The sequence below is a fragment of the Hymenobacter wooponensis genome, assembly GCF_004745865.1.
GTDB classification, from domain to species: Bacteria; Bacteroidota; Bacteroidia; order Cytophagales; family Hymenobacteraceae; genus Hymenobacter; species Hymenobacter wooponensis.
In genome coordinates this window covers 166,765-190,938 of the sequence record NZ_SRKZ01000005.1, presented here as the reverse complement: position 1 = coordinate 190,938, position 24,174 = coordinate 166,765, and the positions used below count along the sequence as shown (strand labels likewise).

Below are 24,174 nucleotides of genomic sequence, written 5' to 3'. Positions count from 1 at the left end.
AGCTGAAATACAACCCACGGTATTTTGAGGACGTTGTTTTAATGCCAGACTAACTGGATCTAACTTATTAGACAGCAGTACGGCATTTCTCACTCTCCTCAAACTTCAGTATCTTTGCGCCCCCGCCAGGGTGGCGGGCCGGGGCTTTGGCTCTGTGTATCAAGTAAAAACGCGTTCCGGAGTTGGCCCTGAGCCGGACGTGTACAGCAGGGCTATAAGCAAACTAATGGCAGAGTTAGTAGACAACTTCGACTGGGACAACGTTGGAGCCAACAGCTTCGGTGGTAACTATACCGCTGAGCAGCGCGCCGAGATGGAGCAGATGTACGGTGAGACCCTCACGACGGTACAGGAAGAAGAAGTAGTAAAAGGCACCGTGGTAGGCATCACCGACCGCGATGTAATCCTGAACATCGGCTTTAAGTCTGATGGTCTGGTGTCTATCACTGAATTCCGCGACCTGACCGACCTCAAAATCGGTGACCAGGTGGAGGTATTCATCGAAGACCAAGAAGATGCTAACGGTCAGCTGATCCTGTCGCGCAAGAAGGCGAAGATCAAGCAGGCTTGGAAGGCTATCTATGACGCCCTGGAAAACGACACCGTGCTGGAAGGCGTGGTTAAGCGTCGTACCAAAGGTGGTCTGATCATGGATCTGGACGGCGTTGAGGCCTTCCTGCCCGGCTCGCAGATTGACGTGAAGCCTATCCGTGACTTCGACATCTATGTAGGTCGTCGCATGGAAGTGAAAGTGGTGAAAATCAACGCTGCTTTCGACAACGTGGTAGTTTCGCACAAAGTCCTGATCGAGAAAGACCTCGAGAAGCAGCGCGAAGCCATCCTCAACAACCTGGAGAAAGGCCAGATCCTCGAGGGCGTTATTAAGAACATGACCAACTTCGGTGTGTTCATCGACCTTGGTGGCGTAGACGGTCTGCTGCACATCACCGACATCTCGTGGGGCCGCATCGCTCACCCGAGCGAAGTTCTGCAGCTCGACCAGAAGCTGAACATCGTAGTTCTGGACTTCGACGAAGCCAAGAAGCGTATCAGCCTCGGCCTGAAGCAGCTGACTCCTCACCCATGGGATTCGCTGCCCGCCGACATGGGCGTAGGCTCGAAAGTGAAAGGCCGCATCGTGAACGTTGCCGACTACGGTGCGTTCATGGAAATCATCCCCGGCGTAGAAGGCCTGATCCACGTTTCGGAAATGTCGTGGAGCCAGCACCTGCGTAACCCGCAGGACTTCATCAAGCAGGGCGACGTAGTAGAGGCTCAGATCCTGACCCTCGACCGCGAAGACCGCAAGATGAGCCTCGGCATCAAGCAGCTGAGCGAAGATCCATGGACCCGCGGCGACTTCGCTACGAAGTACGCTGTAGGTACCAACCACAACGGTCTGGTACGTAACCTGACCAACTTCGGCCTGTTCGTAGAGCTGGAAGAAGGTGTGGACGGCCTCGTGCACGTTTCGGACCTGTCGTGGACTAAGAAGATCAAGCATCCTTCGGAAGTAGTGAAGGTTGGTGATCGTCTGGACGTAGTAGTTCTGGAACTGGACGTTGCTAACCGTCGTCTGGCCCTGGGCCACAAGCAGCTGGAAGAGAACCCCTGGGATACGTTCCAGACGGTGTTCACCCCTGGCTCAGTGCACAAGGCTACCATCACCGAGAAAAATGACCGTGGTGCTGTTCTCGAGTTGCCTTACGGCATCGAGGGCTTCGCTTACCCCAAGTCGCTGGTGAAAGAAGACGGCAGCAACGCTGAGAACGGCGAATCGCTGGACTTCCGCGTAGTTGAATTCTCGAAGGATGACCGTCGCATCGTGCTGTCGCACACTGCCGTGTTCAACCAGACGCAGGAAGATGATTCCCGCAACTCGAAGTTCGCGAAGAAGAAGCCCGCTGGCGGTGCTGCTGCTCCTGCACAGGGCGAAGGCAAAATCAGCGACCTGAAGAAGCCACAAGCTGCTGAGAAGTCGACCCTCGGTGACCTGGATGCTCTGTCCGCTCTGCGCGACAAGATGATGGGTAGCGAGCGTCAGGCTGGCGAGCAGAAGCTTTCTTCGAAGGCTGCTCCTGCTGAAGATGCTCCCGCTGAAGGTGGTATCATTGCAGCCGTAACCGGTGCTGCTTCGGCTGCTATCGACAAGGTAACGGAAGTTGCCGGTGACGTAGTAGACACCGTGAAGCACGCGCTCGGCAACGACGCTGACACGAAAGAAGAGGAGAAAGCCTAAGCTTTTCTCTGGTCTAAGCAAGAAGGCCCCGGAGCAATCCGGGGCCTTTTTTGTGGTCAAATGTGAACAATGGTTTAGCGTGAGTGAATAATAGAGATTGACTAGGAATACAATGGGGTGCTAGGCCAGTAACGTTAATCTGTACAATTAAGCAGTTAAGTGAAACAGTATAGTAGAGAAACTCATAAAATTTCTCGCACTGCTCCAATTACTTACCCCTGCTACTAGGGAAAAACTGGCCTACACTTTGGCATAAGTCAGATTAAGACGTATGTTTGCATCCTCAAAACCACTGGTGACGTGACCGAGTGGCTAGGTAGAGGTCTGCAAAACCTCCTACAGCGGTTCGAATCCGCTCGTCACCTCTCTTACAATTCCTGTTTTCTAGTACGCTTTGTGTGCCCCGGTCGATTAGCCCCGACCGGGGTTTTTGCGTTTTAGGCTCTGCCCAACCATAACACCAGTTCTAGGTCTCCGTACTTCCATATACTGGCTTTTCACACGTTTTTCTTCTAGCAAGAAGAAAGGAAATGCAGGAATACAAAGGCACAATTTTTTTAAGCTTTGATAGCTGAGAATGATGTGAGTAGCCTTTGGAAGGCAACGGAAGGGGAAAAAGGCTTTATTGCGGTATTATCCCTACATTCCATTTCTGCGTAAGAGCGCGCACGCAACTACTTCTTTCCCGTTCATCATCCATGAAGATTATTGACCTCCGCACGATGCGCGGACCTAGCTACTGGTCCGTTAAGCATTTCAAGCTCATCGTAATGAAAGTCGACATGCAGGACTTGGCCGACGCGTGGTCGAATACAGTACCCGCACTGGCAGAGCAGCTACCGGAACTACTACCGGAGCTGACGCAGCCCCAGCCCATGGATTCCAGCAAATCGGCGCAGAAAAACCCTCCGCTTACCCAAGAGCAGCTTGCTGATGGGGAGCCGCTAGGCCACGTAATTCAGCACGTAGCTTTGGCATTACAGCGCACGGCCGGTATGCCGGTGCACTGGGGTAAGTCTTATCCGGCGCATCAGGAAGGAGTAGAGTTTGTCGTTTTCGCCTATCAGGAAGAGCGCGCAGGACGGATGGCTGCTGAAGCAGCCGTGCAGATTGTTGACGACTTATGTCACCAGCGTCCTATCAGTCTCAAGCCCATCATCGATGAGCTCCATGAGATTCGGGAGGAAGAGTTTATTGGACCCAGCACCTGGAGTATTGTTTCGGAGGCCGCCTCCCGGAATATTCCTTATATCCAGCTTAAGAATAGCAGCATCATTCAGCTGGGCTACGGCGTCAACCAGAAGCGGATTTGGGCTACTACTACCAGCTACACCTCTCACGCTGGGGTGGAGGTAGCGGGCAATAAAAACCGTACGAAGGCGATGTTGCGGGATGCGGGCGTACCCGTACCTAGCGGCACCACAGTATACTCTGAAGAAGGTCTCCGCGACGCTATTGAGGAGCTAGGCTTCCCCATCGTCACTAAGCCGCTGGATGGTAACCACGGCAAAGGAGCTACTATCTGCATCCGAGACTGGGAGGGAGCAGTGGAAGGCCTGAAAGCGGCGCAGGTGTATTCGCGCGCGGTAATCGTAGAACGCTTTATTGAGGGGCACGACTACCGCATGCTCGTGGTAGATGGTAAGCTCATTGCTGCCGCTAAGCGGACTCCTGCAGCTGTGAAAGGTAACGGCACCAGCACCATTCAGGAGTTGATCAACGAAGTAAACAAGGACCCACGCCGGGGAGTAGGCCATGAGAAGGTGCTTACCAGCATTAAAGCAGATCAACACACGCTCGATATCCTGAAAACCCACTACCTCACGCTCGACTCGGTGTTGCCGGAAGGGGAGGAAGTGTACTTGAAGAGCACTGCTAACATCAGCACGGGTGGTACCGCCACCGATGTTACTGACTTGGTGCACCCGTATAACGTGTTATTGGCCGAGCGGGTAGCGGGAATTATAGGGCTCGATATCTGCGGTATTGACCTGCTCACCAATGATATTGCTGTGCCTTTGAATGAGACCCGCGGCGCTGTAATTGAGGTAAATGCTGCCCCCGGCTTCCGGATGCACATTTCGCCTACCGACGGTCTGCCCCGCAACGTGGCGGCCCCAGTGGTAGATATGCTCTTCCCGCGTGGCAGCACTGCCCGCATTCCAATTATGGCCGTAACGGGCACCAACGGCAAGACCACGACTACGCAACTGATTGCGCACGTGGTGGCCGCTGCCGGGCATAAAGTGGGCTATACTACCACCAACGGTATCTATATCCAGGGCGTGCAGCTGCAAAGCGGCGACTGCACGGGCGGCCAAAGCGCCGAGTTCGTGCTGAAAGACCCTACGGTTAACTTCGCCGTGCTGGAAACGGCCCGGGGTGGTATGCTTCGCTCGGGGCTGGGCTTCCACACCTGCGATGTGGCCGTGGTAACAAACGTAGCCGCCGACCACCTAGGCCTCCGCGACATTTATACCGTTGAGGAAATGGCTAATGTGAAAGGCGTGCTGCCCCGCACCGTGCGTAAAGATGGCTACGCCGTCCTCAACGCCGACGACGACTTGGTGTATGCTATGCGTGAGAAGGTAGATTGCTGCGTAGCGCTGTTCAGCATGAACGAGCACAACCCGCGCATTCGGGAGCACATTGAACATGGTGGCCTAGCCGCCGTGTACGAAGAAGGCTACATCACCATCTACAAGAACAGCTACAAGCTCCGCATCGACCACGCTACGGCATTCCCCATCACCTTTGGGGGGCGAGCTACCTTCAACATCGAAAATTCGTTGGCGGCGGCGCTGGCGTGCTATTGCTACGGGTTTGATAAAGAGCAGATCAAGCTAGCCCTGCGTACGTTCGTGCCTTCCGCCGCGAAGATGCCGGGCCGCATGAATACCTACAAATTCCCCAACTTCGAGGTAATTGTTGATTACGCCCATAATACGCACGGCATTGAGAAGTTTTCCCAGTTCCTCAACGCCACCGATGCCACGCGTAAAATAGGTGTAGTATCTGGCCTAGGAGACCGACGTGATGAGGACACACTTAGCTTTGCCCGGGTAGCAGGTAAGATGTTTGATGAAGTGGTGCTGCGTCAGGACCGTGACCTGCGCGGAAAAACTGCCGAGCAGCTGAAGGACATCATGATGCAGGGGCTGCGCCTCGATGCGCCAGAGCTGCCCATCAACTACATCGAAAACGAGATGGAGGCCATTGATCATGTGTTGAACACCGCCCAGCCAGGCTCAGTGATTGTGCTCTTCACGGAGAATATCAAGGACACCATCAAAAAGCTGGAAGAGTACGAGGCCAAAATCAAGGCAGTTGTATAAGAACCCTAACCACCCATAACAAAGAAGGCCGCCCAAGTGGGCGGCCTTCTTTGTTATGGGTGGTTAGTAGAAGAAGCCTAGGCCTATTTCAGCGTGAAGGTTGTTTTGCCAATCATTACGCCGCCTTCATACAGTTCTACAGTGTGCAAGCCGGTTTTGTAAGCGGCTCCCTTTGCATACAGGAATTGCACCGGCTGACGGGTGTTGTCGAACACGATGTCCTGCTTAGCGGTGTAGAAGGCCTCAGAGCCATCGATGGTAAAAGTGCCACCGCCAGTGCTCAAGTTGTATAGGGCAGCGCCATCGGGCTCAATAAGACGCATCATGATCTGTTTGGTCTCCTTCGGCGATACGTCATTGCGGGCTAGATTAAAGGTCACTTTGACCTTCTCCACGCGCTTGGCCTTGAACTCATTGTCGTCGTCGTCCTTCTCCTTGTTGCGAGCATTAACAACGCCAACCCGAATATTCTCTGCCTGCAGGCGTGAAGCAATGTTCACTTTCTCCGACAACTCTTGGTTGGAGCGTACTACCGTAGAAATAGTGTCGGTGAGCTTGTTTTGGCGCTCCTTCAGCGTGGTAGTCTCGGTGTAGAGCGCTTCGTTGTCGGCTTTCAGCTGGGCGATTTCTTCGTCTTTCTTGCGCAGCTGATTCTCGAAGTTGGCAGCACGCTGCTTGAAGCGGCGCTGCTCAGCAATGCTGAAGCTGCCAGCTTTAAAGGAGCGCAGACGGAGTAGGTCGGCGTTGATCTGGGCCAGCTTAGCTTCCAGGGAATCGTTTGCGAGACCCATGCCTTGTACTTCCTGGCTCTGGCGTTCGAAGTCGGCTTTCAGGGCTTCGTACTGTTTAATCTGTTCTTCCAGCTTGGTGTCTTTCACCTGAACTTCCGACTGCAGCTGCTCATTTTGCTGCGTCTTTTGCCGATTCATGTAGAACAGAAAGCCATTGATGCCGACCAAGAGCAGGACAAGGGCGATTAGCAGGAGCCATTTGTTATTGTTCTTTGGTTCGGGGCTGTTGTCTTGTTCCATGGAAGGAGAGGGGGTTAAGTGAAGTCCGGATGGTCCGGACGAAGGCATTACCTTTAGGGCAAAAATAACGGAGTTCCGTACCCAGGCAAGTCCCAAGGTACAATCCTGCCACCATATGCAACTGGATTTTACCCTTGACGCCGATTATTGGCAGCAGCGTTATGCCACCGGTCAAACCGCCTGGGATACGGGGGCGGTAACGCCGCCACTGCGGGATTATTTTGTGCAGCTAGGCCAACCTGATGCTCGCCGCATCCTTATTCCGGGCGCTGGCAGGGCGTATGAGGCTGAATATCTGCATACTGCAGGGTATTCTAATGTTTTTGTGGCAGACGTAGCCGCCGCGCCACTACACGACCTGCAGCAGCGCATGCCCAGCTTTCCTCTAGGCCACTTATTGCAACAGGATTTTTTTCAGCTACCCAGCGTGCCGCCCTACGATATGATTGTAGAGCAAACCTTCTTTTGCGCCCTCGATCCTAACCTCCGGCCCGCGTATGCTCAGCAGTGTGCCCAACTCCTGCGGCCGGGTGGAACGCTGGTAGGCCTATTATTTGACACTACCTTTAGCCAGCCTGGCCCGCCCTTCGGGGGCTCCCGGGAAGAGTACCAATCGTACTTTCAACCTTATTTTGATTTCATACACTTCGAGACAGCTACTAACTCCATCGCGCCGCGCCGAGGACGGGAGCTGTTTATGTGCTTGAGAAAGAAGTACACCCAAGAGATGGCCTAGGCCACCTGCTTTCTCCGATCTATCATCTGTCAAGCTACGGCTTGGCCTAACGAGCCGCTTTCATGCTACAAACCCTCGCTAACACGCTGCCCCATTTCCGCAATACCAACTCGGGCCAATTCTTTCTAATGGCCGGCCCCTGCGTAATTGAGGGCGAAGACATGGCGCTGCGCATTGCTGAGCAGGTACGCCACATTACGGATAAGCTTCAGATTCCCTACATCTTCAAGGGCTCTTACCGCAAAGCCAACCGCTCCCGCCTCGATTCTTACACCGGCATCGGCGACGAAAAGGCTTTGCGTATTCTGGAAAAAGTAGGACGCGAGACTGGCGTACCCACCGTTACTGACATTCATGAGTCGGAGGAGGCAGCAATGGCCGCTGAGTACGTAGATGTGCTGCAGATTCCAGCTTTCCTGTGCCGCCAGACCGATCTGCTCATTGCTGCCGCTAAAACAGGCAAAGTAGTGAACGTGAAAAAGGGGCAGTTCCTGTCGGGCGAGTCTATGCAGTTTGCTGTAGATAAAGTGCGGCAGTCGGGCAACGAAAACGTAATTCTAACTGATCGAGGCAACACCTTCGGCTACGCAGACCTGGTGGTAGATTTCCGGAACCTGCCCGTAATGCGCGAGTTTGGCGTGCCTGTAGTAATGGACGTAACGCACTCCTTGCAGCAGCCTAACCAAAGCAGCGGCGTAACGGGTGGCAAGCCTGCCCTTATTGAAACTATTGCCAAAGCGGCCATTGCCGTGGGGGCTGATGGTCTGTTCATTGAAACCCATCCGACGCCCGCCACAGCCAAATCTGACGGGGCTAACATGCTGTCCCTGGATCGGTTGGAGGACTTGCTCGTTAAGCTAACGCGGGTGCGGGAGGCTGTGCGCTAGGCCACGAAACTCAAGCGTAAAAGGCTGGGTTGCTAGGCCACATTTTGCCAAAACATACGCTATATTTGTCTCGTTGAAAACAAAAGTAGCAGAGAGCTTACGCCCCCTGCTACCATTACCGCTACAGTCCGAAAAGGAGGTATACGCCTCCAATTCCGCCTAAAGCGGCCACTAACTTCACGATGAAGGTAGTGGTCACATGAATGGAGCATTCAAACTGAAGCCCATCCATGCCTGTACGACCCTTGTCCATAACGACTGGATTTGAGGGTGGCCTAAACACCCTTCTTATCCTGAAGCCCGTGCCCCAAGCACGGGCTTCGCTGTTTTTAGGCAGCCGCGTTGGCGGGGTGACAACCGTACGTTTGCCAAATATACTGGCATTCAACGGCTCTTATGCTATTGAGTTTAGTATTTTTAGTTTTGATTAAGGTTGACGTTTAGGCAGAAAGGCGGCGAGTGCGCTCAAGAACCTTGTCTAAAATGTTATCGAACCGCAGGATGAAGTGCTGTTTGGGCTGCTTACGCCGGAAGAACACCAATCCAATAAAGAACAGATCAATGGTCAAGGTAACGTCAGGATGCTGCTTGATGGCTTCCCAGGCGCGGGTCATTTCCGCCGACCAATGAATGTCATCCAGCACAAACACGCTGTCTTCGGTCCGGTGCGCATTCATCAGCTCGAAGTAGCGCAGAGTGGGCTCGTAGCGGTGGTTGCCATCGAAGAAGGCGAAGTCTACGGGTGTGCTGAGGGCTGCCAGAGCGGGAGCCAGAGTGTCATCGAGGTTACCTTCCTGAATTTCCACGTTTCCTAGGCCTAGAGAAGCAAATGTTTCGCGGGCTACGGCAGCTGTTTGAGGACACCCTTCAAAAGTGAGCACCCGGGCCCTAGAATCAGCAGCTGCAAGGTAGGAGGTAGTAAGCCCCAGCGAAGTGCCTAGCTCGATGATGGTACGTGGTTGAAAGGCATTTACCAACCGGAACAACAGTTGAGCCAGGGGGCGCGGCTTAGCGGCCGTACGGGCAATATCACGGATGCGGCGGGTGCGCCCGGCCCCCGTATGCGAGCCAGCCCCGAAGTCGCGCACCTGAATGCTGGTGGTGCTCTGTAGAAGCTCTTGGCGCCGGGCCTCAATGTGCTTATAGGCGGCAAACTGTCCATCGTGCCCAATTACGTGCGCATACAGGCCAAAAACGAAGGGTGAATGTAACCCATGCGTGTTGCCCGACTGCAACAGGAACCGGAGGTAGCTTAGAACTTGAAAAAGCAAAATGCAGGAGTAAGAATAGGAGCGGCCATCAACTGGCCTAGCCTCGTGCTGATAAAGAGGCCAGCAAATCTACGCGGCTTTTACAAGATGAAGAGGCCGCTGGTGCCTGAGATAAGCCATAGAAAAGCCTTTCTCCAATCAAAGCATCTAACTGCTCCGTGAAGAAAGGCTCAACTGCTTGCCTCAGGCAAGAGAAACTTAGTTCAAGCGGTACGGTACCACAAGCGTGAATTCGGGGATTTCAACGGCAAACTCGCTGCCATCCATCAGGCGCTCCATCTGATAGGAACCCCGCATCTTGCCAAGGCCCGACTTAAGATTACAGCCGGAAACATATTGGTGCGACTCGCCGGGCTCTAGCACGGGTTGCTGGCCTACTACGCCTTCGCCTTCTACTTCGCGCACAGCACCATTGGCATCATAGATATACCAATGGCGGCGCAGCAGCTTGACGGTAAATTCGCTGTCGTTGCGGATATCAATTTTATAGGCGAAAACGTAATGCTCCTGACCTGGGCTCGAATAGTCGGGCAGGTAATTGGTGGTTACGCTAACGGTGACACCCTGTGTTGTGGTCGTATTCATGGCTCCTGAGGTCCGGGGTGGGAGAAAGCTAACAGCCGTATGAGGAATTTGGTTTATCTACGCAGCCGGGACACCAAAAGGCTTAGCCAACCGCAAAATAATATACTCCTGTATGTCTGTAAAGATAGAAGAAAGCTGGCGCAACGTACTCCATGCCGAGTTCGAAAAACCGTATTTTCAGCACCTGATTGCCTTCGTGAAGGGTGAATATGCCACGGCCACAGTGTACCCGCCGGGCCCGCTTATTTTTCACGCTTTCGATGCCTGCCCGTTTGATAAAGTGAAGGTGGTTATTCTAGGCCAGGACCCATACCACGGCAAAGGGCAGGCGCACGGCTTAAGTTTTTCAGTTGCCGAAGGCGTACGGACACCTCCATCACTCCAGAATATTTTCAAGGAGCTGCAGAGCGACCTGCCAGAAACACCACCGGCCCCCAATGGCAACCTCGACCGCTGGGCCGAGCAAGGGGTACTGCTGCTGAACGCCACGCTCACGGTACGCGGTGGCGAACCGGGCAGCCACCAGAAGAAAGGCTGGGAGCAATTCACTGACGCGGTTATTCAGAAAATATCAGAGGAGAAGGAGCACGTAGTATTCATCCTCTGGGGCGCGTACGCTCAAAAAAAAGGTGAAATCATTGATGCCCGTAAGCATTTGGTGCTCAAAGCTGCCCATCCTTCACCCTATGCCGCCGACCGTGGCTTCTTCGGGTCCAAGCCCTTCAGCCAAACTAATGCCTATTTAGAAAAGAATGGCCTAGCTCCAATCAACTGGTAGATCTTGGATTGAGCCGTTTGTTGATGGTTTGTACTAGGGCTTTCACCATCCATCCTGATAAAGCAGAAGAGCCGTTATCCAGAGGATAACGGCTCTTTTTATTAATTAAGCAATAATGCAACCGGTACAGTACCGCGCGTCTTGCGACAACTCTAGGCGTTAGTCAACCAGGTTGAACAAACGGTTCCAGCGAATCTTGTGCAGGAAAGAGGCATGCGGGTCAACTGAAAGCCAAATAAGCACCGCCTTGCCCACAATGTGGTCCTCGGGCACGAAGCCCCAGAAGCGCGAGTCAAGAGAGTTGTGGCGGTTGTCGCCCATCATGAAGTAGTAATCCTGCTTGAAGGTATAGCTCTTGAGCGGCTGACCGTTTTGGGTAATAGTCCCGTTCACATCGAGCACCATGCCTTCATTGTGCTCATAGCGCAGAATGATCTTCTGATACAGCGGAGTGTTCTGTGGCGTGAGCTGCACCGTCTGGCCTTTCTTAGGAATCTGGAGTGGGCCGTAGTTGTCCTTGTTCCAAGTGGGGAAGGGCGGGTTAGCTAGCGGCTGGCTATAAGGAGCATCAGGGTTATTCGGAAACACCTGCTGCCCCGGCTCAGGTTGACCAGCGGGCGTTTTTAAGTCGATAACGCCTTTCACGTAAGGCTGCTGCTTGAAAAAAGCCACCGCGGCGGGCGTCATGTTTACTTGATAGCCGGGGCCATACGTGGGGTGAACACCACCAAACGGCATACCTGCTTCAGTATCGTCGTAGTTAACTACACCATACTTCTTAAAGTCGCCTATGATGTCATCCGTATACTGCGGCACTTGCAAAAAGTAGCTGCTCTGCATCTCCGGATAGTTCTTGGCGGGCTTACCGTTCACTGCTACTTGCCCATTCACGATGGACAGGACGTCGCCAGGAATGCCAATGCAACGCTTGATATAATTGGTGCGCAGGTCGGCAGGGTGCTCAGCTTCAGTGGGCACGTTAAACACCACCACGTCGTTGTTTTTCACCGAGGAGAAACCTGGCAGGCGGTGGCTGGTCAGCTGAATAGCTTCGGAATAGCTCTTGATGTTAGTACCCCAAATGGTTTGGTGCGTGAGTGGCACTTGCAGGGGCGTTTGCGGGGTGCGTGGGCCGTAATGCAGCTTGCTCACGAACAAATAGTCACCCACCAGCAACGAGTGCTCCATGGATGGCGTGGGGATAGTGTAAGCTTCGAAGGTAGCCCAGCGAATAAGCGTTGCGGCGACTACCGCAAACAGAATAGCATCGCCCCACTCCCGGAAAGCGCCTTTCTGCTTCTTGGGCTTGCCATTGGTGGTAACAGGTGCCGGAGCAGGTTTATTTTTCTCGAGGTATTTCTCCCAGGATTGTACAGCCATAGTATTCAGGGCCAGAAAGAACGACAACCGGCACATGCCGGCTGCTTCCAGCTATCAACGCCGGAAGATGCGAAATAATGCAATGAAGATAATGAAGTAGTGAAATTGTAAGGCAGCGCCCAAATAGGTTTGCTGTGCTCTAGTGGCCTAGCAGACACTACTAGGCCACTAGAGGGCCAACTTTACTTACGGGCAACACTTTACACTCCTACTTACAGGCCTAGCAAATCCTTCATGCCGAATACACCTTGGCGGCCCGGCAGCCACTCAGCGGCTAGCAGGGCCCCTTGCACAAATCCGTCGCGGGAGTGTGCCTCGTGCTTCAGCTCAATGGTGTCGGCCGGGGAGGTATAGGTAACGATGTGCGTGCCTACTACAGCGCCCTCCCGCTCCGAGATAATAGCCAATTCTTGCGGGTCCTGGGTGGCCTCGTTGCGCCAGGTGGTTTTGTTCGGGAAGTGGCGCAGAATGCCTTCGGCCGTGGTTAGGGCGGTGCCGCTGGGCTGATCTACTTTCTGCGTGTGGTGAATTTCGCGCACTTGCACATCGTACCCGCCAAACTGGTGCATTTTGGCGGCTATGTACTCGTTGAAGTGGAAGAACAAGTTTACGCCCACGCTGTAGTTGGATGCATAAAAAAGCGGCGTCTCCGTCTGCTGGCTCAGGACTTTCGCTTCAGGGAAATGATGAAGCCAACCTGTAGAGCCGCACACCACAGGAATGCCCTGCCGCAAACACGCCTGCACATTCTGGAAGGCCGCGTCGGGGTGGGTGAATTCGATGGCTGCATCGGCCGTTGCGGCCGTGAAGTCAGTGATATGTACGTTGGGGTGCGCAGGGTCTACAATACCAACAATCTGGTGGCCCCGGGCTATAGCCTGGGCCTCGATGGCACGGCCCATTTTGCCGTAGCCGATCAGGAGAAGCTTCATTCGAGAAAGGGGGAGTTATTTTAGGGTAAAGGTCAGCGCTAGGCCAGTAGCCGGCTGCTTAAAGGAAGACGATGGCAGAATAGCTGGATCGAAGCGCATGCTCAAGTCTTCACTGATGTCGAAGTCGCGTAGGTGGGCGGCAACCAGCGCATCCAGAATCGTAACGCCGTACACGAGCGCGGTGTAGGCAATGAATGTGTCGCGGTTACGACGGTAGAAAACGATACCTCGTTGTACGTTGGTGATAGTGCCTTCCTGGTTTACTCGTGAACCAGAAAGTTGAGCAACAGTGATTGGTGTGCCAGCATTCTGAGCGGCGATAAATTGCTTTTTACCTTTTACGTACTCTTTGTAGCGTGACTGGTAGGCTACTAATAAGTAGCCTACACCACCTAGGCCACCATATACGAGGGGCAGCTTCCAGTATTGGCGGTTATATATCTGACCTGAACCCGGGAGCGCCAAGGCCAAGAGTGCTGCCTTTTGCGGTCGTGTCACGCGCCAGCCAAAGAGCTTCTCGGTGCGGCGCAATGAGTCGTTCACATCCGGAGTAGACACGCGAGCGGAGTCAGGGCCAGTTGTAACGGTTTGCGCATGTCCTGTCAGGCAGCTTAAAGCCATCACAAGGGTAACCAGCCAAACGAGCAGCACACGAGGCTGAAATGTGAGGGGCATGTGAGGCGTAGATTAGAACGAACGATTAGAAGAGCGGACAGTCAGGGCTACCCGTAGGCCAGGTGCCCACCCAGAAGAGGCCACTGGCAGCGCAGTTGGTTGCCAGTGCATGGCCAAATTCTCGCTGATGTCGAAGTCGTGCAGGTGCGCAATTGTGACAGCATCCAGAATTTGCAGTCCATATACTACTGCATTCAGGCCTAGCCAGATATCACGCGAAGTACGGTAGGAATTGAGGCGGTAGAGCTGAGCTGCATTGCTGGGCTCTTTACTGGAGCGAGGGCCCCGGTCAACCGCAGAGGTGTTGCCTCGAGCAAACTGCTCTCTCGCATCCTTCCCCGCTTTGTACTCTTTGTACAGCTGCCAGTAGTGCACCTCCGCATACACAGAGCCCGCTAAGGCCCCACAAACCAGAGGTACTTTCCACGCTTGCCCATTGTACACCTGACCAGCACCCGGCAGTAAAGCTGAAAATATCCCGGCTTTCTGCGGACGAGTAACGGACCACCAAGCCACTTTCTCGGTTGCCACTGCCGTAGCAGCCGGTGCCTGAGCGTGCGCCATGTGGGCTAGCGGCAGCGCCACCAACAGCAGGAGGGGAGCTACTGCGTCTGAAAGCCCAGGCATAGCAGGAGAAGGTTAGGCTGGCTGCAGAATATGCAGAATGCGCTGCATATCCTCTACTGAGTCGAAGGCAATTTTGATTTCGCCGCGACCTTGGGGGCCAGGCTTCACCAGCACGCGGCTGCCGAAGCGCTCTGTTAAGTGGCGCTCTGTGCGGCGCAGCTCGGCGGCTGGTACCACTGGCTCGGCAAGTTGTGAGGCTTTTTTCTCACCTTCAACAGGAGCCGAGCTGCCTGTACGCACCAGCTGCTCTACGCGGCGCACCGACAAGTCTTCGGCCACGATGCGGCGGAACAGGCCTAGCTGCTGCTCCATGTCTTCAACGTTCACCAGGGCGCGGGCGTGGCCCATGCTGATGACATTGTCGCGCAGACCAATTTGAATGTCGGGTGGCAGCTTGAGCAGGCGCAGGTAGTTGGTAACCGTCGAGCGATTCTTGCCCACTCGGTCGCCAAGCTCCTCTTGCTTGAGGTTGCACTCGCTCACCAACCGCTGGTAGCTCAGGGCAATTTCAATAGCGTTGAGGTTTTCCCGTTGAATGTTCTCAATCAGGGCCATTTCCAGCATCTGCTGGTCATCGGCCTTGCGGATGTACGCCGGAATGGCATCGAGGCCGGCTAGTTTAGAAGCCTGCAGACGACGTTCCCCCGAAATCAGTTGATAGACGTTGGTGCCCATCTGGCGCACCGTCACGGGCTGAATTATGCCCTGCACCTTAATGCTCTCGGCTAGGTCCTGGAGGGCCTGCTGATCGAAGTGCGTCCGGGGCTGGTAAGGATTGGCCTCAATCTGGTTTACGGCAATCAGGCCTACGGAATTAACGGGGTGAGGCACTAGGCCTAACCGCTCGCTTTTCTTCTCGTAGCTGCCCTCAATCAGGGCATTAAGCCCCCGGCCTAGGCCACCAATTTTGCGTTTGGCCGCTGCGGAAGCCGCTGCCGGCGTAGCTTTATCTTCGTTCTTCTCTGACATACCTACAATCAGCCCTCGCCTAGTAGTGGCAGACGAGAGCGGGATTCAAAAATACACAAACGGCCGGGATGACCCGGATATTTTTGTTCCACGTTATTAAAAACGTGGAACATGCTGTAAAAAGAAAGACGGCCAGCAACTTAAGTTACCAGCCGTCTTTCAGATCATGCGTTTTAAGGGCGTAGGGCCTGCTAGGCCACTCTATGCCGCTGTATCTTCAGCGGGCTGCTCCTGCTCGGGGTCCGCCGAGACAATGTTTTTCTCTACAATCTCGCGGGCCAGGTTCAGGTAGCTGATGCTGCCTTTGCTCTCCGCATCGTGCAACAGCACCGGAATGCCAAAACTCGGCGACTCCGACAGCTTCACGTTGCGCGGGATGATGGTATCGAATACCAACTGCTGGAAGTGCAGCTTTACTTCTTCTACCACTTGGTTAGAGAGGCGCAGACGCACATCATACATCGTGAGCAGAATTCCCTCAATCTCCAGTTCCTCATTGAGGCGGCTCTGAATGATCTTTATGGTGTTCAGCAGCTTACCCAAACCTTCCAATGCAAAGTACTCGCACTGCACCGGTACAATAACAGAGTGAGCAGCCGTGAGGGCGTTTACCGTAATCAGGCCTAGCGAGGGTGAGCAGTCGATGATGATGAAGTCGTACTGGTCCACGAGGGGGCGCAGGGCGTCTTTCATCTTCTCCTCCCGGTTGGGCAGGTTGATCATCTCCACCTCGGCACCTACTAGGTCAATATGAGAAGGCATCAGATCGAGGTGGGGGAGCACCTGCGTGTTCAGGATGATATCCTGGGCGTTGATGCCATCCACCATGCACTCGTAGATGCTGTTTTGGATGTCTTTCGGGTCGAAGCCCACGCCGGAAGTGGCGTTGGCCTGCGGGTCGGCGTCAACTAGCAGGGTCCGATACTCCAACGCCGCCAACGAGGCTGCGAGGTTAATCGAGGAGGTGGTTTTGCCCACCCCGCCCTTCTGATTGGCTACCGCAATGATTTTTCCCATGAGAGTAGAAGCTGTTAGCTACTGGTTTTAGCTGTTAGCTTTTCGTAGCGAGTACAAAAGGTAGTAAGCGAATAGGCTAAAAGGCTATTCGCCGTTAGCTTTTTTACAAAGTAATGGTTTCCCCAACGCGTAGCAGCACCAGCTCTTTGCCAGCCTGCGTTGCTTTGGCTTTGGCCTCGTCGTGGTTGATAACCAGCGGCGGGAAGGTATCGAAGTGCATGCCAATGACTTTGCTAGCGCCCGTCCACTCGGCGGCTACTAGCGCGTCATCGATGCCCATGGTATAATGGTCACCGATAGGCAGGATGGCGAAGTTTAGCTTGTACCGCTCACCAATCAGTTTCATGTCGTAGGTGAGGGCAGTATCGCCGGCGAAGTAGAAGGTTTTGCCTTCCGTTTCTACCACAAAACCAGCGGCTAGGCCACCGTATGAGCCGTCGGGCATAGAGCTAGAGTGCGCTGCTGCTACCATCTTCACTTTGCCGAAGGGCAAGGTAATAGTGCCGCCTAGGTTCATGCCATACGTAGCGTTTAAGCCCTTGGGCCCGAACCAGCCTACAGTTTCAACCATGCCTACCAGTTCTGCACCGGTACGCTTGCCAATCTCTTCAACATCAGCTACGTGGTCGCCGTGACCATGGCTGAGCAGAATGTAATCAGCCTCAATTTTGTCCACGTCCACATCTTTAGCGAGCGGGTTGGGGCGGATAAAGGGGTCGAAGAGAACTTTGCTGCCACCGGCTTCAAGTAGGAAGCAGGAATGACCGTAGTAGGTTAAATTCATAGAGAAGGAAGGCCGCGCGGCGGCGCTTGAACCGGAAACCCGGCTTGTGGGATACCTTTGCAAATATACACTGTTTCGTCGTTCCCATGTTTCCGTTTTCACGGCGTGCTGCCGGTTTCGCTTTTGTTCTGCTGCCTCTGCTAACGGCCTGCTCCGAGACCGGCCCAACGACGGATGCCCGGCGCGTGTTTCGCTACAACCAGCCCGAGGCGCTGACTTCCCTGGACCCTGCTTTCACGAATAAGCAGGCTAACATCTGGGCGGCTACGCAGCTCTACAATGGCTTGGTAGAACTGGACGACAGCCTCAAGCCCGGCCCCGCCATTGCCCGCCGCTACAGCATCTCACCCGACGGCAAAACGTACACGTTTACGCTACGCCCCGGTGTGCACTTCCATGACTCCGAGGTGTTTGCAGGGGGTAAAGGGCGTGCGGTGGTAGCCCAGGATTTCGTGTATAGCTTCAAGCGGCTGCTCGATGGCCCCACGGCCAGCCCCGGCGGCTGGATTTTTCGGGGTAAGGTGCTGGAGGATGCGAAAGGGGAGCCGTCGGATACTTGCTTTGTGGCCGCCAACGACAGCACGCTACGGGTGTATTTGAAGGAGCCGTTTATTCCATTTCTGGGCATCCTGACGATGCCCTATGCTTACGTGGTGCCGCGGGAGGCCGTGCAGAAATACGGGAAGGATTTTCGGGAGCACCCAGTCGGGACGGGGCCGTTTATCTTCAAGGAGTGGGATGAGGGCAACGCTATCATCTACCACCGCAACCCCAACTATTGGCGCAAAGATGCGCAGGGTAAGCAACTGCCCTACCTTGATGCCGTGCAGATCAGCTTCATCCAGGACCGGAAATCGGAGTTCCTGACCTTCATGCAGGGCAAGCTGGACTTCCTGAGCGGTATCCGGGCCGGCTCCCGCGACCTAATCATGTACCCCGATGGAACGGTGCGCGAGGACTTCCAGGGTAAGTTTCGACTGCAGAAAGTACCCTACCTGAACACCGAATACCTAGGCCTCCAGCAGGATCCCGCCCGCTTGCGCGGCGATAACGCTGAAGCGGGTAAAGCCTTGCAGGATAAGCGCGTGCGGCAGGCGCTGAACTATGCTCTTAACAAGCCCGAGCTACTAGCCTACTTCCTCAACAACGTGGGCGTGCCAGGTCTTTCGGGGTTTGTACCTGCTTCATTGCCGTCGTATAGTCAGAAGCTGGTGCCGGGCTACTCGTACCAGCCAGCTAAGGCCCGGCAGCTGCTAAAGCAGGCAGGGTATGATATAAGCCACCCCTTGCATCTGCGCTTAGCCACAGTAGCAGAGCGCAAGGAGGTGTGTGAGTACTTGCAGAAAAACTGGGCCGACGTAGGCATTCAGGTGGATATTGATGTGAACCAGGCCGCTGCTCACCAGGAAATGGTGGATAACGGCAGCTCGGCCTTCTTCACCAAGAGCTGGCTCGGAGACTACCCCGACGCGGAAAACTACCTGGCCCTGTTCTACAGCAAGAACTTCTCGCCGGCGGGCCCCAATAAAACGCACTTTAAGAACCTGGCCTACGACCGGCTCTACGAGCAAGCCAAACTGGAGCAAAACACCGAAAAGCGCTACGACCTCTACCGCCAGATGGACCGCATCATCGTGGATGAGGCCCCCGTTATTGCGCTTTACTATGATGAGGTAGTACGGTTAACTCAAAATAACGTGCAAGGCCTTACCCCTAACCCAATGAACCAGCTAGTGCTAGAGCGGGTGAAAAAGCAGTAGTAAAACTTATAAACAGCAACAGGAGCACTGGCTTAATCAGTGCTCCTGTTGCTGTTTATAGTGGCCTAGGCCATTACTTCGTTACCTCAAATGCCTTGACCACTTCCTGGTCAATGGAGTCAAACAGCTTTTGCAGAGAGGGCGGGAAGTTCTCCTCCGCTTGTACCGTCTTTGTGGTGCCGTTAGGTTGTCGGATGGTGAGGATAGTGGAGGGCATGTCTGAGAAGTTGGTCGGGTACTCTTCCCTCATCTGAAAGAAGCCGATTTTCTCCGCATCCTGCAGGATTCTAGTGATAACTGCTGGGGGCAACTGCAGCTCGCGTTTGCCCTCTGCCGGAGCGTAAGCAAAGCCTTCAAACTGCAGCCGACCATCACTATAGAAGCTGGCTTCGTAATGCGGACAGGTGCCAAAGCAAGGCGTGCGACGGAAAACAATCACCGGCTGAGCGGCTACGGGCGCTTTAGTGGTAGCCGTGGGCATACGCTTGGCACTCTGTTTTGTCTTGGTGGCGGGTGCTTTTGAGGTAGAGGCGCGCGGGGTTTGCGCGGCGCAGCTTGCTAAGGAGGCCGCCAGCAGGAGGGTAGGCAGGAGTTGGCGCATGGGAGTAAAGAAGAGGAGTACGCAGTATAAAGCCAAAAACCACGCCGGAATGTTATCTGATCAGCCAATTAGTGGCCTAGGGCAGTGCTGTAACGCTCTTGTGACCTTTAAGATGTAGTACGGTGTGTATTGTAAAACAGAAAGCCCCATCTGCAGCTGCAGATGGGGCTTTCTGTAAGCGAGTGGCCTAAGAGCGGCGCGTTTTGCGCGGGCGCTTCGGCGACACATCCGACGCGCCAGTGCCAGAATCGGCGTCGGAGTCATCGGCGTCGTTGTTGGCAGCGGGGCGGGAGCCAGCACCTTGGCGGGCTTGTACCTCTTTCTCCTGGGCGGCCTTCATGGCATCCTGGAGGCGAGCCGCAAAGCCGCTGGGCTTTTTGTCCTTGTTCTTCACCTTATTGGCTTCCAGCTTGGCGCGCAGCTTGGTGTCATCCACAAAGCGGCGGGTGATGGCCTGCTGGGCTAGCGTCACGAGGTTAGAGATGAGGTAGTACCACGTCAGACCGGCCGAGAAGCTGTTCAGCACGAAGAAGAAGATCAGCGGCATCAGGTAGCTGTAGAACTTCATCGGGCCCTGCATGGCAGCGGGGTTGTTCTGGTTGCTCTGGTAGGTCATGGCCAGCGTCGAGAGCGTCATCAGCAGCGTGAACAGGCTGATGTGGCTGCCCAGGAACGGCAGCGTGAAGGGCAGCTTAATCAGGTCGTCGTACGTGCTCAGGTCGTGGGCCCACAGGAAGGGCTGCTGGCGCAGCTCAATGGCATTGGGGAAGAACTGGAACATAGCAAACAGAATCGGGAGGGTGAGCAGCTGGGGCACGCACCCACTCAGCGGCGAGTAACCCACGCTGCTGTACAGCTTCATGGTCTCCTGCTGCTGCTTCATCTGGTCCTCGGGGTACTTCTCCTTGATGGCGTCAACCTCCGGCTTCAGCACCTTCATTTTGGCTTGCGACTCATACGACTTGTAGGTCAGGGGCCACGTCACCAGCTTGATCAGTACCACCAGCAGGGCAATGATGATGCCGTAGGAGCTGACGAATTGCTCCAGGAAGTGGAAGGTGGGAAGCACCACAAAGCGGTTTACCCAGCGGAAAATGCCCCAGCCCAGGTACACGTTGCGGTCGAAATCGGGGGCAACTTCCTTTAAGATATTGAAGGAGTTGGGGCCGAAGTAGAAGCGGAAGTTGGCTTTGCCCTGTTGCACATCGGCGGCCGGAATGGTCAGCGTGGTGCTCAGGGTTTTGATGAAGGTAGAGTCGTTAAGGTCAACATTAGAGTTAAGCTGGCCCGACTGGAACTGGTTGTCAGCCACAATGCCGGCCACGAAGAAGTCGTGCTTGTGAGCCACCCACTTCAGCGGCTCCGTTACCTTAATCTCCTCGGGCTTCTCCGAGGCTTCAACCAGGGCAGTATGGTCGCCGGAAACAAGGTAGCGGTTGATGGTAGTGTGGTTGCGGTTCTGCTTCATATCCTGCTCCGTCTGGCGCACGTGATCCAGGAAGGTGAAGGTGAGCGGCTCCTGAGCCACCACACTGTTCAGGTTGTTGAAGCGCAGGTTGTAGCTTAGCTCGAAGCTGTTAGCCGGCAGCGTGTATAGTTGCTCAATTTGGCCACCGGCCACATCGGCCACAAACCGAACGGCGGTGTTGCCCTGGGGCTCAGCCCGGAAATACAGGTCCGACAGTTTCACCTGGCGGCCGTCGGTGGTACGGAAGCGAGTATCTAGTTGGGCGCTTTGGGCGTCGAACAGATCGAGAGGCTTACCGAAGAAGGTTTTGTACTTGTTCAGACGCACAGCCTCCACGCGACCACCCTTCGAGGAGAAGGTGATGGTGAGGTTGTCGTTTTTCAGCTCCGTAGTTTGGGCGCTGCCTACGCCAGCGGCACCGAATGCGCCCAACTGCTGGGCCGCAGCTACTGAGTCTAGGGGAGCTGGAGTGGCTGTTGCGGCAGCGGCGGGAGCTGCTGCGGTGGTATTGGCCGGTTTCTTCGCTTCCTCGCTCGGCTTGGGGTGAGGAACAACGTAGAGGTAGATGATGAGCAAGGCCGATATCAAAAACAGGCCAATTGCTGAATTTCTGTCCATTAGTAGTGGTACGTACAGAGAAAAAGATCGAAGCCACCACCAGCGGCAGCCCCGCGTCCCCGTCAAAAATCCGGCGACATTCCCACAAAGGTCGGACTTGTCAGGCGAATATCTACGAGGTCGGCGTTTTTGTCAGTGTGAAAGGTGAAACAAGTCAAGGATAAGTATGCCATAATAGAGTTGTATGCACCTAAGCAGAGCATTCTACTAAGAGCTTAAAGCTGCTTCTCTAACCTATAGACGGGTACAAAATATGCCGCACTAGTAGTACGGTAATAGCACCTTGCAAACCCCGTAAAAAGAGTAGCTATACCTTACTTCCAAGTCAGCAACTTCGCATTATTCAAATGCAGCGAGTGCTGTAAACCAGCATCTGTCAGGCTCCCCTCTACAGTTATAGAAGTAGCCGTTCGTACTTTTTTCTCATCAGCTTTTGCTTCAAAAAATACCACAAGCTTCCTAGCTTGGCCTAAGTAGACTATGTAGGCATATAAATAATAATGCCCTCCGTCCGTACCAGTTGATAAAACTGTGAAGTCAGATAATGTGAAGACCATTACAAGAAAATGAAACTCCGTAAAGGCCGTCATGCTGAGCCTGCCGAAGCATCTCTACCGCTTCTCTAGGCCACTAGGTAGCCAGAGGGAGAGATGCTTCGACCAGCTCAGCATGACGGTCTTGTTAACTTGTTGTCAGGCTATCTACACCTTACGGTGCTGAATAGCGGCGCGCACGAAGCGCACGAACAGCGGGTGCGGGTTTTGCACCGTGCTCTTTAGCTCAGGGTGAAACTGGCCGGCCACAAACCACGGATGGTTAGGTACCTCCACCACTTCCACTAGGCCAGTCTCGGGGTTGATGCCCGAGGGAACCATACCGGCTTCCTCAAACTGCTTCAGGTACTCGTTGTTGAACTCGTAGCGGTGGCGGTGCCGCTCGCTGATGTGGTTACGGCCGTAGGCTTTGGCGGCTTTGGAGCCGCGGCGCAACTCGCAGTCGTAAGCTCCCAGGCGCATAGTGCCGCCCTTCTGAGTGATGTTCTTCTGCTCCTCCATCATGGCGATGACGGGGGCGGGCGTCTGCGGGTTCATTTCCGTGGATGAAGCTTCCGACAGGCCTAGCACGTTGCGGGCGTATTCTACCACGGCCACTTGCATGCCCAAGCAAATTCCGAAGAAGGGAATTCCGTTTTCGCGCACGTGCTTTACGGCCAGAATCTTACCCTCAAAACCTCGCTCGCCAAAACCGGGCGCTACCAACACCCCATCTACACCATGCAGCAACTGGGCAATGTTGTCGGGGTTGATGTGGTCTGACTGGATGCTGCGCACGGTCACTTTGCACTCGTTCTGAGCGCCGGCGTGCACAAAAGCTTCGTTGATGGATTTGTAGGCGTCGGGGAGCTCCACGTATTTGCCCACGAGGGCAATGGTTACTTCCTCGGTAGGGTTTTTCAGGCGACCCAGGAAATCCTTCCAGGTTTCCAGATCGGGCTGGGCCGTGCCACCCTGCAGCTTCAGCTTCTTAATTACACGCTCATCGAGGTGCTCTTTCAGCATGAGCAGCGGCACCGAGTAAATGCTGTCGGCGTCGAGGCTCTCGATAACCGAGTTGATGTTTACGTTGCAGAACAGCGCAATTTTGCGGCGCATTTCGGCCGGAATTGGGTGCTCAGAGCGGCACACCAGAATATCGGGCTGGAGGCCGGCGCTGCGCAAGTCACGTACCGAGTGCTGAGTGGGCTTGGTCTTCAGCTCGCCAGCGGCCTTCAGGTAAGGCAGCAGCGTGAGGTGAATAACCAAGGAGCTGTTTTCGGGCAACTCCCAACGCAGCTGCCGTACCGACTCCACGAAGGGCAGGCTCTCAATGTCGCCAATAGAGCCCCCAATCTCAGTAATCACCACATCAAACTCACCGGTCTGGCCGAGCAGCAGCATGCGGCGCTTAATCTCGTCGGTGATGTGGGGCACTACCTGCACGGTCTTGCCCAGATACGCACCCTCGCGCTCCTTCGTGATAACGTGGTCGTAAATGCGGCCGGTGGTCACGTTGTTGGCCTGCGAGGTGGGCACGTTCAGGAACCGCTCGTAGTGGCCTAGGTCGAGGTCGGTTTCGGCGCCGTCGTCGGTTACATAACATTCGCCGTGCTCATAAGGGTTGAGCGTGCCGGGGTCGATGTTGATGTAAGGGTCGAACTTCTGGATGGTGACGCGGAAGCCGCGGGCTTGCAGCAGCTTGGCCAGGGAGGCAGAAATAATGCCTTTGCCTAGCGAGGAGGTCACTCCACCGGTGACGAAAATGTACTTGGCCGTTGCAGCCGTGGGGGTAGGGGTTCGGTCTGGCATAACGGGAAACAAAGTTAGCGGATATATCCGGCCCAACCCGGGAAACTTTGTGCTACGCGCGAGGAAAAGCGTGCGCGCAAAGTTTCTAGGCCAGTCTTTGCCTGTTGCTGCCGAAGATGAAAGCAGGGTGCCTAAC

Annotated in this window: 20 protein-coding genes and 1 tRNA gene; 7 read left to right on the top strand and 14 right to left on the bottom strand. The window is 54.7% G+C overall.

Annotation, left to right across the window (positions count from 1 at the left end; genetic code table 11):
• The first annotated feature begins 226 nt into the window (after positions 1-226).
• The 3 genes from rpsA (at position 227) to cphA (ending at position 5,574) form a co-directional block, all read left to right on the top strand.
• Positions 227-2,239 carry a 30S ribosomal protein S1 gene (gene rpsA, locus EU557_RS17900; RefSeq protein WP_245326313.1) on the top strand — a complete coding sequence of 671 codons (2,013 nt, stop codon included), beginning with the start codon at positions 227-229 and terminating at the stop codon, positions 2,237-2,239.
• A gap of 294 nt (positions 2,240-2,533) precedes the next feature.
• A tRNA-Cys gene (locus EU557_RS17895) sits at positions 2,534-2,604 on the top strand.
• Positions 2,605-2,937: 333 nt separating this feature from the next.
• A complete protein-coding gene (gene cphA, locus EU557_RS17890) occupies positions 2,938-5,574 on the top strand; it encodes a cyanophycin synthetase (RefSeq protein ID WP_135531843.1) in 2,637 nt (878 codons plus the stop codon).
• 83 nt (positions 5,575-5,657) lie between these two features.
• Here cphA and EU557_RS17885 read toward each other — a convergent pair whose 3' ends face one another.
• The gene (locus EU557_RS17885; RefSeq protein ID WP_135531842.1) at positions 5,658-6,605 is read right to left on the bottom strand and encodes a hypothetical protein; all 948 of its coding nucleotides are present in this window, start codon (positions 6,603-6,605) and stop codon (positions 5,658-5,660) included.
• A gap of 115 nt (positions 6,606-6,720) precedes the next feature.
• Between EU557_RS17885 and EU557_RS17880 the strand changes: the two genes are divergently transcribed.
• Positions 6,721-7,341, top strand: coding sequence for a methyltransferase domain-containing protein (locus EU557_RS17880; RefSeq protein WP_135531841.1), 621 nt, complete (start codon positions 6,721-6,723; stop codon positions 7,339-7,341).
• Between the two features lie 62 nt (positions 7,342-7,403).
• Positions 7,404-8,228 carry a 3-deoxy-8-phosphooctulonate synthase gene (gene kdsA, locus EU557_RS17875; RefSeq protein WP_135531840.1) on the top strand — a complete coding sequence of 275 codons (825 nt, stop codon included), beginning with the start codon at positions 7,404-7,406 and terminating at the stop codon, positions 8,226-8,228.
• A 440-nt stretch (positions 8,229-8,668) separates the two neighbouring features.
• On the opposite strand, the gene EU557_RS17870 is transcribed toward kdsA, so the two are convergent.
• Entirely contained in the window at positions 8,669-9,499 is an 831-nt protein-coding gene (locus EU557_RS17870; RefSeq protein ID WP_135531839.1) for an O-methyltransferase, read from the bottom strand.
• 198 nt (positions 9,500-9,697) lie between these two features.
• Positions 9,698-10,084 (bottom strand): Co2+/Mg2+ efflux protein ApaG, encoded by a 387-nt coding sequence (apaG, locus tag EU557_RS17865; RefSeq protein ID WP_135432284.1) that lies wholly within the window; start codon positions 10,082-10,084, stop codon positions 9,698-9,700.
• A gap of 112 nt (positions 10,085-10,196) precedes the next feature.
• Here apaG and ung point away from each other — a divergent pair, with 112 nt between their 5' ends.
• Complete coding sequence (gene ung / locus EU557_RS17860) at positions 10,197-10,862, top strand: uracil-DNA glycosylase (RefSeq protein WP_135531838.1); 666 nt, start codon at positions 10,197-10,199, stop codon at positions 10,860-10,862.
• A 159-nt stretch (positions 10,863-11,021) separates the two neighbouring features.
• Here ung and lepB read toward each other — a convergent pair whose 3' ends face one another.
• The 7 genes from lepB to EU557_RS17825 form a co-directional block, all read right to left on the bottom strand.
• The gene (gene lepB, locus EU557_RS17855) at positions 11,022-12,242 is read right to left on the bottom strand and encodes a signal peptidase I (protein WP_135531837.1); all 1,221 of its coding nucleotides are present in this window, start codon (positions 12,240-12,242) and stop codon (positions 11,022-11,024) included.
• Positions 12,243-12,454: 212 nt separating this feature from the next.
• Positions 12,455-13,174, bottom strand: a complete 720-nt coding sequence (dapB, locus tag EU557_RS17850; RefSeq protein ID WP_135531836.1) for a 4-hydroxy-tetrahydrodipicolinate reductase — start codon at positions 13,172-13,174, stop codon at positions 12,455-12,457.
• A gap of 15 nt (positions 13,175-13,189) precedes the next feature.
• Positions 13,190-13,849 (bottom strand): DUF5683 domain-containing protein, encoded by a 660-nt coding sequence (locus tag EU557_RS17845; RefSeq protein WP_135531835.1) that lies wholly within the window; start codon positions 13,847-13,849, stop codon positions 13,190-13,192.
• A 12-nt stretch (positions 13,850-13,861) separates the two neighbouring features.
• Positions 13,862-14,476, bottom strand: a complete 615-nt coding sequence (locus tag EU557_RS17840; protein ID WP_135531834.1) for a DUF5683 domain-containing protein — start codon at positions 14,474-14,476, stop codon at positions 13,862-13,864.
• Between the two features lie 12 nt (positions 14,477-14,488).
• The gene (locus EU557_RS17835; RefSeq protein WP_135531833.1) at positions 14,489-15,445 is read right to left on the bottom strand and encodes a ParB/RepB/Spo0J family partition protein; all 957 of its coding nucleotides are present in this window, start codon (positions 15,443-15,445) and stop codon (positions 14,489-14,491) included.
• Positions 15,446-15,646: 201 nt separating this feature from the next.
• On the bottom strand, positions 15,647-16,462 hold the full coding sequence (locus tag EU557_RS17830) for a ParA family protein (RefSeq protein ID WP_135432298.1): 816 nt from the start codon (positions 16,460-16,462) through the stop codon (positions 15,647-15,649).
• 103 nt (positions 16,463-16,565) lie between these two features.
• On the bottom strand, positions 16,566-17,246 hold the full coding sequence (locus tag EU557_RS17825) for a metal-dependent hydrolase (protein WP_135531832.1): 681 nt from the start codon (positions 17,244-17,246) through the stop codon (positions 16,566-16,568).
• 86 nt (positions 17,247-17,332) lie between these two features.
• On the opposite strand from EU557_RS17825, the gene EU557_RS17820 reads away from it, so the two are divergent.
• On the top strand, positions 17,333-19,006 hold the full coding sequence (locus EU557_RS17820; protein WP_135531831.1) for an ABC transporter substrate-binding protein: 1,674 nt from the start codon (positions 17,333-17,335) through the stop codon (positions 19,004-19,006).
• A gap of 73 nt (positions 19,007-19,079) precedes the next feature.
• Here EU557_RS17820 and EU557_RS17815 read toward each other — a convergent pair whose 3' ends face one another.
• From EU557_RS17815 to EU557_RS17800, 4 genes are all read right to left on the bottom strand, one after another.
• Entirely contained in the window at positions 19,080-19,607 is a 528-nt protein-coding gene (locus EU557_RS17815; protein ID WP_135531830.1) for a DUF6438 domain-containing protein, read from the bottom strand.
• A gap of 187 nt (positions 19,608-19,794) precedes the next feature.
• A complete protein-coding gene (gene yidC / locus EU557_RS17810) occupies positions 19,795-21,693 on the bottom strand; it encodes a membrane protein insertase YidC (RefSeq protein ID WP_135531829.1) in 1,899 nt (632 codons plus the stop codon).
• A 314-nt stretch (positions 21,694-22,007) separates the two neighbouring features.
• A complete protein-coding gene (locus tag EU557_RS17805; RefSeq protein ID WP_135531828.1) occupies positions 22,008-22,283 on the bottom strand; it encodes a hypothetical protein in 276 nt (91 codons plus the stop codon).
• 111 nt (positions 22,284-22,394) lie between these two features.
• Positions 22,395-24,038, bottom strand: a complete 1,644-nt coding sequence (locus EU557_RS17800) for a CTP synthase (protein WP_135531827.1) — start codon at positions 24,036-24,038, stop codon at positions 22,395-22,397.
• Positions 24,039-24,174: the final 136 nt, after the last annotated feature.